13 protein-coding genes are annotated in these 13,874 nt (G+C 67.6%); 7 read left to right on the top strand and 6 right to left on the bottom strand.

Annotation, left to right across the window (positions count from 1 at the left end; all coding sequences use genetic code 11):
- Positions 1–105 precede the first annotated feature (105 nt).
- From K6I34_RS01570 to K6I34_RS01560, 3 genes are all read left to right on the top strand, one after another.
- A complete protein-coding gene (locus K6I34_RS01570) occupies positions 106–1,347 on the top strand; it encodes a cytochrome P450 (RefSeq protein WP_229322153.1) in 1,242 nt (413 codons plus the stop codon).
- Positions 1,348–1,464: 117 nt separating this feature from the next.
- On the top strand, positions 1,465–3,516 hold the full coding sequence (locus K6I34_RS01565; RefSeq protein ID WP_229322152.1) for an APC family permease: 2,052 nt from the start codon (positions 1,465–1,467) through the stop codon (positions 3,514–3,516).
- A gap of 113 nt (positions 3,517–3,629) precedes the next feature.
- Positions 3,630–4,976: a class I SAM-dependent RNA methyltransferase gene (locus tag K6I34_RS01560; RefSeq protein WP_229322151.1), complete on the top strand. Its 1,347-nt coding sequence runs from the start codon at positions 3,630–3,632 to the stop codon at positions 4,974–4,976.
- Positions 4,977–5,301: 325 nt separating this feature from the next.
- Here K6I34_RS01560 and K6I34_RS38160 read toward each other — a convergent pair whose 3' ends face one another.
- From K6I34_RS38160 to K6I34_RS01550, 3 genes are all read right to left on the bottom strand, one after another.
- Positions 5,302–5,424: a hypothetical protein gene (locus tag K6I34_RS38160; RefSeq protein ID WP_275126947.1), complete on the bottom strand. Its 123-nt coding sequence runs from the start codon at positions 5,422–5,424 to the stop codon at positions 5,302–5,304.
- Positions 5,421–6,614, bottom strand: coding sequence for a hypothetical protein (locus K6I34_RS01555; protein ID WP_229322150.1), 1,194 nt, complete (start codon positions 6,612–6,614; stop codon positions 5,421–5,423). Before K6I34_RS01555 ends, K6I34_RS38160 begins: the two co-directional genes overlap by 4 nt.
- A 120-nt stretch (positions 6,615–6,734) precedes the next feature.
- Positions 6,735–8,006 (bottom strand): hypothetical protein, encoded by a 1,272-nt coding sequence (locus tag K6I34_RS01550; RefSeq protein ID WP_229322149.1) that lies wholly within the window; start codon positions 8,004–8,006, stop codon positions 6,735–6,737.
- A gap of 147 nt (positions 8,007–8,153) precedes the next feature.
- On the opposite strand from K6I34_RS01550, the gene K6I34_RS01545 reads away from it, so the two are divergent.
- The 3 genes from K6I34_RS01545 (at position 8,154) to K6I34_RS01535 (ending at position 10,307) form a co-directional block, all read left to right on the top strand.
- On the top strand, positions 8,154–8,408 hold the full coding sequence (locus K6I34_RS01545; RefSeq protein WP_229322148.1) for a CopG family transcriptional regulator: 255 nt from the start codon (positions 8,154–8,156) through the stop codon (positions 8,406–8,408).
- Positions 8,405–8,848, top strand: a complete 444-nt coding sequence (locus K6I34_RS01540; protein ID WP_229322147.1) for a PIN domain-containing protein — start codon at positions 8,405–8,407, stop codon at positions 8,846–8,848. Before K6I34_RS01545 ends, K6I34_RS01540 begins: the two co-directional genes overlap by 4 nt.
- Before the next feature lie 559 nt (positions 8,849–9,407).
- Positions 9,408–10,307 (top strand): DUF5655 domain-containing protein, encoded by a 900-nt coding sequence (locus tag K6I34_RS01535; RefSeq protein WP_229322146.1) that lies wholly within the window; start codon positions 9,408–9,410, stop codon positions 10,305–10,307.
- 413 nt (positions 10,308–10,720) lie between these two features.
- Here the strand turns inward: K6I34_RS01535 and K6I34_RS01530 are convergent, their stop codons facing one another.
- Both K6I34_RS01530 and K6I34_RS01525 read right to left on the bottom strand, forming a co-directional pair.
- Positions 10,721–11,716, bottom strand: coding sequence for a hypothetical protein (locus K6I34_RS01530; RefSeq protein ID WP_229322145.1), 996 nt, complete (start codon positions 11,714–11,716; stop codon positions 10,721–10,723).
- 509 nt (positions 11,717–12,225) lie between these two features.
- Positions 12,226–13,020 carry a hypothetical protein gene (locus K6I34_RS01525; RefSeq protein WP_229322144.1) on the bottom strand — a complete coding sequence of 265 codons (795 nt, stop codon included), beginning with the start codon at positions 13,018–13,020 and terminating at the stop codon, positions 12,226–12,228.
- A 169-nt stretch (positions 13,021–13,189) separates the two neighbouring features.
- On the opposite strand from K6I34_RS01525, the gene K6I34_RS01520 reads away from it, so the two are divergent.
- Positions 13,190–13,339 (top strand): hypothetical protein, encoded by a 150-nt coding sequence (locus K6I34_RS01520; RefSeq protein ID WP_229322143.1) that lies wholly within the window; start codon positions 13,190–13,192, stop codon positions 13,337–13,339.
- A 193-nt stretch (positions 13,340–13,532) separates the two neighbouring features.
- Here K6I34_RS01520 and K6I34_RS01515 read toward each other — a convergent pair whose 3' ends face one another.
- Complete coding sequence (locus tag K6I34_RS01515) at positions 13,533–13,871, bottom strand: hypothetical protein (protein WP_229322142.1); 339 nt, start codon at positions 13,869–13,871, stop codon at positions 13,533–13,535.
- Positions 13,872–13,874 lie beyond the last annotated feature (3 nt).

The raw sequence follows: 13,874 nt of genomic DNA, 5'->3' as shown, positions 1-13,874 counted from the left end.
CCTGTCGTCCCCGCACCTGTCGTCCCCGCACCTGTCGTCCCAGTACGTGCCGACGCAGCACCCGTCGTCCCCGCACCCGTCGCCCGAGCCCCCCGGAGACAGCAGATGGACAGCCAGACCAGCACCCTCCGTCCCTTCGCCATCGACCCCACCGGCAGCGACATCCACGCCGAGGCAGCCCGGATCCGGTCCCGGGGCGCCGCGACGCCCGTGGAGCTTCCTGGCGGAGTGGTGGCGTGGGCAGTGACGTCCCAGCCCCTGCTGAAGAGGCTGCTCACCGACCCCCGCGTCTCCAAGGACCCGCGCCGCCACTGGCCCGCGTGGATCAACGGTGAGATCTCCCCGGAATGGCCCCTGTTCACCTGGGTCGCCGTGCAGAACATGTTCACCGCCTACGGCGACGACCACCGGCGGCTGCGCGCCCTCGTCTCCAGGGCGTTCACCGCCCGCCGCACCGCCGACCTGCGCCCCCGCATCGAACAGATCACCGCGGACCTCCTCGACGGACTCGCCGCCCGCCCGGCCGGCGAGCCCGTCGACCTCCGCGAGGAATTCGCCTACCCCATCCCGATCCAGGTGATCTGCGAGCTCTTCGGCCTCACCGACGAGGACCTGCGCGAGGGGCTGCGCACCTGCGTCGACAGCATCTTCCACACCTCCGCCGACCCCGACGAGGTCACCGCCACCTACGCCCGCACCTACGAGATCCTCGGCGCCCTCGTCGAGGAGAAGCGGGCCCGCCCCGGCGACGACATGACCAGCGTCCTGATCTCCGCGCGCGAGGAGGACGGCTCCCGGCTGAGCGAGCAGGAGCTGATCGACACCCTGCTGCTGGTGATCAGCGCGGGCCACGAGACCACGGTCAACCTCCTCGACAACGCGATTCATCTCCTTCTCGCCAACCCCGGCCAGCTGGCCCTGGTGCGGGACGGCCTGGCCGACTGGGACGACGTGGTCGAGGAGGCGCTGCGCGTGCAGTCGCCCGTCGCCAACCTGCCGCTGCGCTACGCCGCCGAGGACATCGAGCTGGACGGGGGAGTGGTGCTGCGCAAGGGCGACGCCATCCTGGCCGCGTACGCCGCCACGGGCCGCGACCCGGAGGTGCACGGCGCCGACGCGGACCACTTCGCTGTGATGCGTGCCACCAAGGAGCACCTCGCCTTCGGCCACGGCGTCCACTACTGCCTCGGCGCGCCCCTGGCGAAGCTGGAGGCGGCCGTCGCGCTGCCCGCCCTCTTCGCCCGTTTCCCCGCGATGTCGCTGGCGAGCGCCCCGGAAGAACTCCGTCCGGTGGAGTCCTTCATCTCCAACGGCCACCGCTCGCTGCCTGTTCGGCTGCGCCCGTGAGGGCCGCCACTTGAACAGCCCTTTACCTGCCGGGAGCGATCACGTACCGTACGAAGGATCGACTCCCGGTGGGTGGCGGGTGGGCGCACAGGAGAACGAACCCTTACGATCCTCTGCGTGTCCAAATTGACCGACCTGCCGAAACGGATCCTCATCGGCCGGGCGCTGCACAGCAACAAGCTGGGCGAGACCCTTCTCCCCAAACGCATCGCGCTCCCCGTCTTCGCTTCCGACCCGCTCTCCTCCGTGGCGTACGCGCCGGGCGAAGTGCTGCTCGTCCTGTCCGTGGCAGGTGTGTCCGCCTACCACTTCAGCCCCTGGATCGCCGTGGCGGTCGTCGTGCTGATGTTCACGGTGGTCGCCTCGTACCGCCAGAACGTGCACGCCTACCCCAGCGGCGGCGGCGACTACGAGGTCGCCAACGTCAACCTCGGGCCGAAGGCGGGCCTCACCGTCGCCAGCGCCCTGCTCGTCGACTACGTCCTGACCGTCGCGGTCTCCATCGCCTCCGGCATCGAGAACCTCGGCTCCGCGATCCCCTTCGTCGTCGAGCACAAGACGGCCTGCGCCATCGCCGTGATCGTCCTGCTCACGCTGATGAACCTGCGCGGGGTCAAGGAGTCCGGCAAGCTCTTCGCCATCCCGACCTATGTCTTCGTCGGCGGCGTCTTCGTGATGATCGCCTGGGGTGCCTACCGCGGCCTCGTCGCGGGCGACACGATGAAGGCCCCCACCGCGGACTACACGATCAACGCCGAGCACCAGGGACTCGCCGGGTTCGCCCTCGTCTTCCTGCTGCTGCGCGCCTTCTCCTCCGGCTGCGCCGCGCTCACCGGCGTCGAGGCCATCAGCAACGGCGTCCCCGCCTTCCGCAAGCCCAAGAGCAAGAACGCGGCCGCCACCCTCGCCCTCATGGGCGGCCTGGCCGTCACCATGTTCTGCGGCATCATCGGCCTGGCCCTGGCCACCAAGGTCCGCATGGCCGAGAACCCGGCGACCGAGCTGCTGAACAACGGCACGCCCGTCGGTTCCGGCTACACCCAGAACCCGGTGATCTCGCAGGTCGCCGAGGCGGTCTTCGGCAACGGCTCGTTCCTCTTCATCGTGCTGGCCGCCGCCACCGCCCTCGTGCTCTTCCTGGCGGCGAACACCGCGTACAACGGCTTCCCGCTGCTGGGCTCGATCCTCGCGCAGGACCGCTACCTGCCGCGCCAGCTGCACACGCGCGGCGACCGGCTCGCCTTCTCCAACGGCATCGTGCTGCTGGCGGGTGCCGCCGCCGTCCTCACCTACATCTACGGCGCGGACTCCACCAAGCTGATCCAGCTGTACATCGTGGGCGTCTTCGTGTCGTTCACCCTCAGCCAGACCGGCATGGTGCGGCACTGGAACCGCCACCTGCGCACCGAGACCGACCCGGCCAAGCGCCGCCACATGATGCGCTCCCGGGCCATCAACACCTTCGGCGCCTTCCTCACCGGCCTGGTGCTCGTCGTCGTCCTGCTGACGAAGTTCACCCACGGCGCCTGGGTCGCCCTGCTCGGCATGGTGATCTTCTACGCCACGATGACGGCCATCCGGAAGCACTACGACCGGGTCGCCGAGGAGATCGCCATCAGCGAGGAGCCGGGCGACGAGGCCGTGCGCCCCTCCCGGGTGCACTCCATCGTCCTGGTCTCCAAGGTCCACAAGCCGACCCTGCGCGCCCTCAACTACGCCAAGCTGATGCGCTCCGACACCCTGGAAGCCCTCAGCATCAGCGTCGACGCGGCCGAGACCAAGGCGCTGCGGGAGGAGTGGCACCGCCGCTCGATCGACGTCCCGCTGAAGGTCCTCGACTCGCCGTACCGCGAGATCACCCGGCCCGTCATCGACTACGTCAAGAGCCTCCGCAAGGAGAGCCCGCGCGACGCGGTCAGCGTCTACATCCCGGAGTACGTGGTCGGCCACTGGTACGAGCACCTGCTCCACAACCAGAGCGCCCTGCGCCTGAAGGGCCGCCTGCTCTTCACGCCCGGCGTGATGGTGACGAGCGTGCCCTGGCAGCTCGACTCCTCGGAGGCGGCCAAGCGGAGGGCCCGCAAGCGGGCCGAGTGGAGCGCCCCGGGCTCGGTCCGCCGTGGCCCGGCCCCGCAGCCGAAGAAGGAAAAGGCCGCCACCAAGAAGTAAGGCCGCCACGAGGAAGCAGGCGGCGTGAGCAGGCGGCGGCGGGACGTAAACTGAACGTTTGTTGTCGTTCGGTGGCGTTCCCGCCGCCGCCTTATGTTTTGGAGCCGACCAGCATGCAGCACGAGACCGGAGCAACCGGCGTATCGGACGTCTCGCTGGTCGGCCACGAGTACGAGGTCGAGGTCGGCCCGGTCGCCCACGGAGGCCACTGCGTGGCCCGTACGGACTCCGGCCGGGTGCTCTTCGTCCGCCACACCCTCCCCGGTGAGCGTGTGATCGCCCGCGTCACCGAGGGCGAGTCGACCTCCCGCTTCCTGCGCGCCGACGCGGTGGAGATCCTCCAGCCGTCCAAGGATCGCGTCGAGGCGCCCTGCCCGTTCTCCGGCCCCGGCAAGTGCGGCGGCTGCGACTGGCAGCACGCCAAGCCGGGCGCCCAGCGCCGCCTCAAGGGCGAGGTCGTCGCCGAGCAGCTCCAGCGCCTGGCCGGCCTGACGCCCGAGGAGGCCGGCTGGGACGGCACGGTCGTCCCGGCCGAGGGCGACAAGCTCCCCGCGGGCGAGGTCCCGGCCTGGCGCACCCGCGTCCAGTACGCGATCGACGCCGAGGGCCACGCGGGCCTGCGCAAGCACCGCTCGCACGAGGTCCAGCCGATCGATCACTGCATGATCGCCGCGCCCGGCGTCTCCGAGCTGGGCATCGAGAAGCGCGAGTGGCCGCAGATCGCCACGGTCGAGGCGATCGCCGCCTCCGGTTCCGCGGACCGCCAGGTGATCCTGACTCCGAAGCCGGGCGGCCGCCTGCCGATCGTCGAACTCGACAAGCCGGTGTCGGTGCTGCGGATCGGCGAGAAGGACAAGCAGATCCACCGCGTCCACGGCCGCCCCTTCGTCCGCGAGCGCGCGGACGACCGCACCTACCGCGTGGGCGAAGGCGGCTTCTGGCAGGTCCACCCCAAGGCCGCCGACACCCTCGTCAAGGCCGTCATGCAGGGCCTCATGCCCCGCAAGGGCGACATGGCCCTCGACCTCTACTGCGGCGTCGGCCTCTTCGCCGGCGCCCTCGGTGAGCGCGTGGGCGACAAGGGCGCCGTCCTCGGCATCGAATCCGGCAAGCGCGCCGTCGAGGACGCCCGCCACAACCTCCAGGACCTGGACCGCGTCCGCATCGAACAGGGCAAGGTCGAATCGGTCCTCCCGCGCACGGGCATCAAGGAAGCCGACATCATCGTCCTGGACCCGCCGCGGGCGGGCGCGGGCAAGCAGACCGTGCGTCACCTCGCCTCGCTGGGGGCACGGCGCATCGCGTACGTGGCGTGCGACCCGGCGGCGCTGGCGCGGGATCTGAAGTACTTCGCGGAGGAGGGGTACAAGCCGGTGACGCTGCGGGCGTTCGACCTGTTCCCGATGACCCATCACGTTGAGTGCGTCGCGATCCTCAAGCCCACGGGAAACCGCGTCTGACCTGCGGTTTTACCTGGTGTGCATGATGTGCGCTATGGGCGTTAGGGGCGAAATTCTGACGCTGAAATGACGCTCGTGACGCTCTCCTGACGCTCGTGTGACGCTCGTCGGGAGGGTGGCCAGAGGGCACAAAACCGCCCGTCGACTGGGCTTCGAGTCCGGTCGGCGGGCGGTTGTGTCGGGCAGGGCGAAGGGCCTGCACAGGGTGCACGACGCTGTTCCCGAAGTCCTTTGACGTGCGCTCACGCCTCCGGAAACGATCCTGTCCTCGCGGATCGTTGTGACCCGCGAGGGCAAGGGGGACGGGTGTCGAGTCTGAGGTTGTTCAATGTCGCGGGTGGTGGCGCGGCAGAGGTGGTATCGGCCACGGCGGTGCGGCGAACTGTTCGTACGCGTCGACGGTCGCTTCCTCGACCATGGCGTCGAGTTCCGCGGTGGTGAGTCTCATCGCCCGTGCCGCCTCTGTGCGCGCAGGAGTTGGGCCAGGCGGGCGCCGACCGGGGTGACGCTGGGCAGGGGCTCGTGGTCGTAGTGGCTCTTCTTGCGGCGGCGCAGCAGCTCCTCCCCGTCCCGCTCCCAGCTGAACGCGGGCTTGCGTAGGAGTGCGCGGAAGACGGCGTCGGCGTTCTCGGGATGCCGCTGGATCAGGCGGCGGATGGCCATGGGAGAGACGGAGCCGTCGTTCAGGTACTCCCGCAACTGCGCCAGGTAAGTTCGGTCGCGGACCAGGGACGGATCGGCGAACAGCGCGTCGAGCCGACCGAAGTCGGCGTAGTAGCAGATGCCTTCGGTCTCGTCACAGATGACGGCGATGGTGTCCGCGTCGAGGAGTTCTTCGGGCAGGGCGCTGAGTTCGTCGAGGGAGGGGACGCCGCTCCTCGCCTCCGCGGCGGCCTTGCCCTTGAGTTCGGCGAGGGCTTTGTCCTGCCGGTGGCGGTGGTACTCCCGCAGTCGGTCCTGTGTTTCGCCGGGGTCCAGGATGAGCAGATCGGTGCCGAACAACTCGATGAAGTCGGCGCGGGCCTCAGCCTGCATCTCCCAGCCCTTGCGCAGCATCTCGGGGTTGCGGCGCAGCAGTTGTGGATTGGCGGTGAGAGTCTGGACGGCGGCCTGCGCCAACTTCTTACCATCGCTCGGCCGGTAGGTGGCGAGATTGCCGCTGACCAGCCAGGCGTCGGTGTCGGGGTGGACGGGCACGATGCGGGCGGCGACGAACATCCCCTTACGGAGCTTGCCCAGGGCGCGCCGCCCCATGTTGGAGTGGACCCGGTAGACGAGATCGTCGAGGAGGTTGTGCAGTGTGGCGGCGTTGGGGTCGAGGCTCTGTACCTCGAAGATCCCCTCGACCACGTCGCGCCAGCCGAGCAGCATCGCACGCTCGTCCTCCGGCAGCGGCGGCCGGCGCTGGGCCACGAACCGCTCGACCACCGTGGAGCCGTTCGCCAATCGGTATTGCAGCGCGAAGTGGTCGATCGTCTCGATGACGGTCGCCTCATCGAGGAAGCCGAGCCGGTCCGCTGCCTCGTCGAGCCGGGCATCCAGCCGCCTCGCGAAGTACGGACTCTGCGCGAAGGCCACCAGCTCGCTCTTGAGATCCCCGCTCCGTGCCACCAGCATGTCGATTTTAGGGAGAACCATGGGGGAGTCGCCTTTTTCCACTTCTTCCTACTGCTCCACTTCTTCTTGCCTGCTCTTTCGGGTTCTGTCGCTGCCGGGAGGCGTTCCTTGGGGTGCGTGCGCCCCTGGCTGCGACATGTGTCAGGAGCTGGACGGCCGTGGTCGGCCCGTGAGCTGCCGGGCGAGCCGTTCGGCGTTGAGGGCGCGCACGGCGGCGTCGACGGCATCGTGGTCGGTGAGGTCGACGCCCCGTGCGGCGAGGGCGGCGGAGAACTGCTTGGCCGGGCCCCATGCCGCCTCGTCGTCGAAGACCGCGCGGAAGGCGGGCACATGGGTGTCGACCGCGGAGACGACGGGAGCGATCCACGGCGCCTCGACGCCGCGTTCGGTGAGCGCGAAAGTCACCCATTGCTTCAAGGCGTCGGGCAGGAATGCGCGGTGCTCCTGATCGAGTACGGCCTTGCGCGGCAGCCAGTCCTTCAGGAAGACGGCGACCTGGCCGGGACTCCAGCACAGTGGCCCGCGACTCAGGCAGTTCTCCCCGTAGTCAAGGAACAGCTCGCCCAGAGACCGGACGGTGCCGACCTCTTTCGCTGCGCCGGTGCGGGAAGCTGTGAACACGTTCAGCAAACGGGCCCGTTCAGCCTCCTCCAGCGGCTGCTGCCCGGGCCGGTCCGGCAGGCGGTCTCGGCAGCGCGCCCAGGCCAGCGACCGCAGGGCGACGACGTCCTCGTCGTCCTGGCGGGGCCAGGTCATGTCCGTCAGACGCAGGGCCGCGGCGAGATCCGCGAGGACATCGTCGACGTTCTGTCCGGCCAACGGCATCGGTACCTCGCCCGTCTCCCGTGCCTCCTCCCAGGCGGTGACGGCCTCCGGAGCCAGCAGCGCCAGCTTGTCGACCAGCGTGCCGCCGACCTCGCCGATCTGCGCCATCAGCGTGTGTGGGACCGGACCGTCGTACTCGATGAACAGCACCCGCTCGCTGTCCCATACGTCCTCCGCGCACCAGGCTCGCACCGGGCGGTGCGGTGCGGCTCCGTGCCAGGCGGGCAGCGGCTGGGAGTCGGCGAGGATCTCCACCGTCCCGTGGAGCAGGGAGCGGCTGCCGGGCGGGCCGACCCGCTCCAGGGCGCCCACGGCGGCGAGGCCGTGCGGGGACGGTGTCGTCGAGGCCCGTCGCACCACCTCAAGACATAGCGTGTGCTCCGGCTCGCGCTCCGTCATCCCTGCGGTCAGCCACGCCTCTCCCAGGAGCCCGCTTGCCCACGCCTCCACGGCGAGGATGTCCTTGTCTCCCAGGCATAGCGTTCGGGCCTCCCGCAAGGCACGGTCCGACAGCCGCAGGGGGCGCGGTGAACGGCGTACGGGCTTCCTGGCACTGCCCGGCTTGCGGCGGCCACGACTCTTCGGCATGCCTGGAAGCATGGCAGAGCAGAGCAGGATGCGGGCCGGGTGGCGGAGGACAGCGTCGCCACGGTGAATGGTCGGGGCCAGCCGTGCCAAGAGCGCGCCAGCCGACGCCGATATACATCAGCTTGGTACATGGGTTAATCTTGGTACATGTCGATGAAGCGAACCAACGTCTACGCCGATCCGGAAGATCTCGCGATCATCAAGGAAGCGGCCAAGCGTCGTGGCATCAGTGAGGCCGAGATCATCCGGCAGGGTATTCACCTCGCTGCCATGGCCAACCGGGTCTGGGACGAGCCGCTGTTCTCCCGGACCTTCGAGGGTTCGGGGCGCACTCCCTCCAAGGCCGAGGTCCGTGACGCGGTCGCGGATGCGGTTCAGCGGGAGACGGGGACCGCTGCGTGATCATCGTTGTGGCCGACACGTCCGGCCTGCTGGCCGCGCTCGACTCCACGCACCCCGAGCATCAGGCGGCGAACGAGGCGATCATGGTGGCGGGATTGCTCGTCCTGTCGCCGCTGTTGCTCGCGGAGATCGACCATGTCGCCACCCGTGAACTCGGCCGCGAGGCCGCGGTCAGTGCGGTCGACGACATTCGACACTGGATGCGCCGGGGGCGTATCTCGGTACCGGAGATCACGGAGGACCACCTGGGGGTCGCGCAGTCCGTCCGCGCCCGCTACTCGGGCCTGGACCTCGACCTGGCGGACGCAGTGAACGTTGCGCTGGCCGCGGACTTCGACACCGATGCCATCCTCACCCTCGACCGCCGGGACTTCCGCGCGGTACGCCCGCTCGGCCGCTACAAGGCATTCCGGGTCCTCCCTGACGACCTCCCGCTCTGACGTGGACCCCGCCAGTACGGTCGGCGATATGACCCACGGAAGGTCGGCGGAACGCCCCCTTGCACAGGGGAGCGTCGCGCAGGTGTCCGTAGCGCCCACGCCGCACGTAATGCACACTGCCGGTCAGTGCGATGCTCGCGCAGCAGGCTCCTGACCTGCGGTTTCTTTCCACATGTTTTCCATCTGCCGCTTCCCGATGACCCATCACGTCGAGTGCGTCGCGATCCTTAAGCCTGCCGCAAAGGGCCTCTGACCTGCGGTTTTACCTGGCGTGCATTATGTGCGCTATGGGCGGTAGGGGCGAAATTCTGACGCTGAAATGACGCTCGTGACGCTCTCCTGACGCTCGTGTGACGCTCGTCGGGAGGGTAGCCAGAGGGCACAAAACCGCCCGTCGACTGGGCTTTGAGTCCGGTTGGCGGGCGGTTGTGTTGGGCAGGGCGAAGGGCCTGCCCAGGGTGCACGACGCTGTTCCCGAAGTCCTTTGACGTGCGCTCACGCCTCCGGAAACAATCCTGTCCTCGCGGATCGTTGTGACCTGCGAGGGCAAGGGGGACGGGTGTCGAGTCTGAGGTTGTTCAACATCGCGGGTGGTGGCGCGGCAGAGGTGGTATCGGCCGCGGCGGTGCGTGAGTGGCATCTGCAGGAGCTGGTCGAGAGGAACATGGAGGCGCTGTTGGGCGTGCGCTTCCTTGCGAGCGAGTACAGCACTGGACCGCTGCACGGCGGACGGATCGACTCGCTGGGCCTGGACGAGAACGGTTCGCCCGTGATCGTGGAATACAAGCGCGGCCAGAGCGCAGGTGTAGTCCCGCAGGGCCTTTTCTACCTTTCCTGGCTGACCGACCACCGGGCCGAGTTCCAGCTCCTGGTCCGCGAACACCTCGGGGCAGCGGCGGCGGATCAGGTGCTGTGGAGCGCGCCAAGGCTGATCTGCGTCGCGGAGAGCTTCACCCGGTACGACGTCCACGCCGTCCGCGAGATCCAGCGCAACATCGACCTCGTCCGCTACCGCTACTTCGGCCACGAGCTGCTCGCCCTGGAGACGGTCGTCTCCGTAACGCCGTCGGCCAAGGAGCGGCGCACCGTGCGCAAGCGAGAACGCGCCGCCACGACGATCGCGCAGCCCTGTGCCGCCGACGAACCACTGGACGAGCTGCGATCGGCCCTGGACGACGTCTTGGTGTCGCTCGGCGATGACGTGACACAGGTGGAGCGCAAGCAGTACCTCGCCTACCGGCGGCTGAAGAACTTCGCCTGCGTCGGCCGCACGCAGCAGCGCGAGGTCGTCGTCTACCTCAAGGCGGACCCGGACACGGTCGACCTCGTCCCCGGCTTCACCCGGGACGTACGGGAGATCGGCCACCACGGCACGGGGGCGCTGGAAGTGCGCCTGCGATCCGAGGCGGATCTGCAGCGCGCCGGCGATCTGTTCCGGCTGAGCTACGAGGCTGCGTAGGGCCAGGCTCACCGGCAACATGAGGTCCGTCGCAGCGGGGAGAAGCGAGGTGCCCGAGGAGATTCGGGTGTCTGAAGTTGAGGGAGCGGCGTGACATGTCCTTTCAGCCGGAGGGACAGGGGCTGGCGGTGGATAGCCCATGATCCGGCTGGGAGCCGGTTTGGTGAACCGGGAAATCAACGCTATACGCGGAGGCGCCGCTGCTGCGCTCTGTGGCCTGGTTGTGCAACGCGAGATTTTGGCAGAGAGGTACCTTCCAGGCTCTCCTGGAAGCGCACTTGACTGTGCTGGTGCTCGTGGTGTCAGTCCTGATGATCCGCTGGAATGCCCGAGTACGCAGGACTGCTGCCCCGTTGTTGATTGCGAACGCGCGACTGGGAACACGCCCTCGCACGAACCCGGCTGAGCTGCTGCTACTCGGGCGTCGAGGACTCAGCGGCCTCTGCCATCGCTGAGGGCACGGTGTCCAACGGAGGGTTCTTCGACCGAACTTGCTCTCGGAACCAGGACGCGGTTTGCCGGAACTCTTCGCGAGTGACTTCGTCCAGCAGTCTCTCCAGAGGGAAGCTCGGGCGGCGGCCTGTGGTCAAAGGGATTCCTGCCACTGAACTCATGCGAGCCAACAGCTCGTCACGCAGGGCTTCGTCGCGGAAGAGCTTCTCTTGTGCGGGGGTAGAAAAATCGAACACGACCTTGGTTCGGATCCGATGGTTCGGATAGACGGCGATCCATGCCAGCCAGACGTAGCTGTTGCCATCGGCGTAGGGTGCGCGGAGGGTGCATGTGGCGGAGCCGTTCTCGGTGGTGGTGTACCAGGGGGCACCACCTCGGCTTTCCCAGGTGCTGATGAGGTCTCGTACGACCTGAAGCTGCTCGGGGCCGCCGTGTTGTTCCAACGCGCTCCAGAAGATGTCCGGCTCTTTGCCGCGCCTGATTGCGGGACGGCGAACAACGGTGTCGGATACGGCTCCATAAGCGCGTGGGGAGAGCATCGTGAGACTGCCCGGGCTGCGGAATCGGGGCAGGGCGATAGCTGCGACGCTGGTGGTCTTCAATGCGCCGCTCAGGAATTCAACGATGGCGCGTAGTTCATCCGGAATGTGGTCCGCGACGAACAGCAGGCGCATGTTCCCTCTCTGGAGGTTCTGGCGTACTTCTCGCCAGAAGATGTCCGGGTCGCGCCCGGGCAGGAGATCCTCATACGCTTGCTCTGGTTCGAGGCCACGGGATCGCCAAGTGTGCTCGAAGTTGTCGCGGAGTGTTTGTTCGGTCCAGTACCGAGCTCCGTTGGCGGCATAGTCGAGCATCTGCCCTACGACTTCGCGACGTATGCGGGTGTCGTTGGCCCGCTTGACCTCGACGAGGGTAGGCAGTGCGTCCACGTCGACGAAGAGGTGGTCAAGGCTCAAACCCCTGGGACTCTCCTCGCTGAGGGGCGTGGGCATCTCCCTCCGCACAAGGACCAGGCTGGGGGAGTCTATGAGAGGGCCACAGGCCAGGACCTGTGGATGGTCGGCTATCAGATCCTGGAGCTCTGCCTCGCTTTCATAGGGTGTGTGCTCCATGCGCGAGACGCCTCCGTTGAGCAGGTAAACAGGGTCGGCGGTCACAATTCCCCCTCGGGATGTCAGATGTGTAGCCCCGGCCAGGGCAACGCATGCTGTGCAACTCCGGTGATCGTGTCACGAGGCTCTGACATCGCTGCTTCGACGCAGCCGTACCAGAGGGCCCGACGCCTGGCCGTGATGAATCAAGCCCAACCGGTGGTGTGCTATTACGAGGAGGAGCTGATCGTCTTGAGCGAGCTGCTCAGGCAGGGAAGCCGTCGGCGGGCCGGTCGCCATGGCGAGTGGGGACGTGGGCCAGCGGGTGCCTTGACTGCCCGTAGTTGGGGAAGACGTCCCGCTGGCCGTGGTTGTCACGAGGGCCCTGCGCTGTCAGTTGTGCTGGCTGTCGGCGCTCCGTCGGGCGCTGTGTTCGCGGTGGGGCTGCGGTGCCTCTGCAGGGCCTTGAGCCCGGGGAGCGCGAGGACGGGTATCAGAATGGCCGAGACGGGTTCGGGGAAGTCCACCCAGTTGACCAGGAGGGCGATAGCCGTCAGATAAGCAGTGAACAGCGCATAGGAGGCGACGGTCCTCACCGCGAAGGCAGGCCGTGGAATGGGGCCGTTCCAACCGGGATCTGAAGAAAGCAGGGCCTCATCTGCAACGCGCATGTCAGGCGGAGATGAGGGAGCCTTCACCGCATGAGTGACCACGGACGCCAAGATACGGGAGAGCTCATTCAGTGCGGTTGCGTCGTTGCGCAAAAACCTGATCTTCGCTGCTTGGACATTCTTGATGACCAGTTCCGCATCCGTGCGTGCCTGATTGCGTAGTTCGGGGTCGCTCGTCTTGGGCACGTACTCGGCCTGACGAGCTAGCGCGGCGCAGAACGCTTCAATTGCCGGAGCGATCACGTCGGGGTCCTGACCGCCGGCAAAATCGGGAGCGGGGCCGTGACAGGCATCCAGCGCGTAAAGAGCGAGGTGCACGGTGTGCTGGGTGGGCTCGGATTCCTCGTAGCGACGCCAGTCGTAGGTGCCGAAGCCGATGGCGGCCGCGGTCACGAGCCAGATACCGACGGTGGTGGTCCAGTGTGCCCCTGGAGGATCGCCGATGAGCAGGGTGAACCAGGCCGCGAGCGCCAGGAGCCCAGGCGGCATCCAGGACATGACGACGCATGTCGTTGCGAACTCGCGTGTCCGCACCAATGTTTCGAGACGGCCCCAGCTCGCCTCCAGGTCTCCAGAAGGCGCATTGCCGGGCCTGGCCAGGAGGACCCGTGCTCGCGCAATGCGGGCGGGGGCTGGTGACTCTGCCCAGCGTCGTAGGAGAGGCAGCTTGAGCAGAGTCCCTTGGGGTTGGCGGTTCCGCGCGTACCACTGCGGGCCGATGAAGGGCATGCGCAGCCCGATATATATCGCCCCGGCCAAGACGCAGTCGCTGATGATCGCGTTCCTCATGATTGCCCATCATGGGGGACACCACTGACATCCCGTTCTTGCATACAGGAACAGGTCGCTTGGCCCGCCAGCAGAGCCAGCTCCTCGCCATGGCTGTCTCTGCCCGTTGGTCCGCAGTGGTGCCGAGCGCCGGCCTGGCCGACGGTCAGCTGCCCTCAGCCCAGGCGGCATGCGCAGCCAGTGCCGGGTCGTAGCCAACGGACTGGGACAGTACGAGCTGGTCAGTACCGGAAGCTCGACTGTTCCTTTCCGATATAGATCATCACTGGTCTAATGACTTCTCCGCCATCCACCGGGTGCAGTTCGAGGTCAAGATCCCGAACTGCAGCGATGGACCACACCATATCCTCGGGAAAGTTCATGGCTCTGGCTTCTTCTTGGGCCTCGAACAGCGTGCTGAGCGAGTCCCACTCGCCGGATGGTTCAAACCGGCACCTGAACCATGGCTGGTCAATCTCCAGGAGGAAGAGGGTACCGACGAGCGCAGCTCCATGCTTTACCTGCCAGGCTGCTTCCTGCTGCTTCTTGCGCTGCGTTCGTCGCCACACGCTCATCGACACCCT

The sequence above is a fragment of the Streptomyces sp. UNOC14_S4 genome, assembly GCF_020740835.1.
GTDB lineage: Bacteria > Actinomycetota > Actinomycetes > Streptomycetales > Streptomycetaceae > Streptomyces.
The sequence above is the reverse complement of the archived record's forward strand: the minus strand, read 5'-3'. Positions and strand labels throughout refer to the sequence as shown.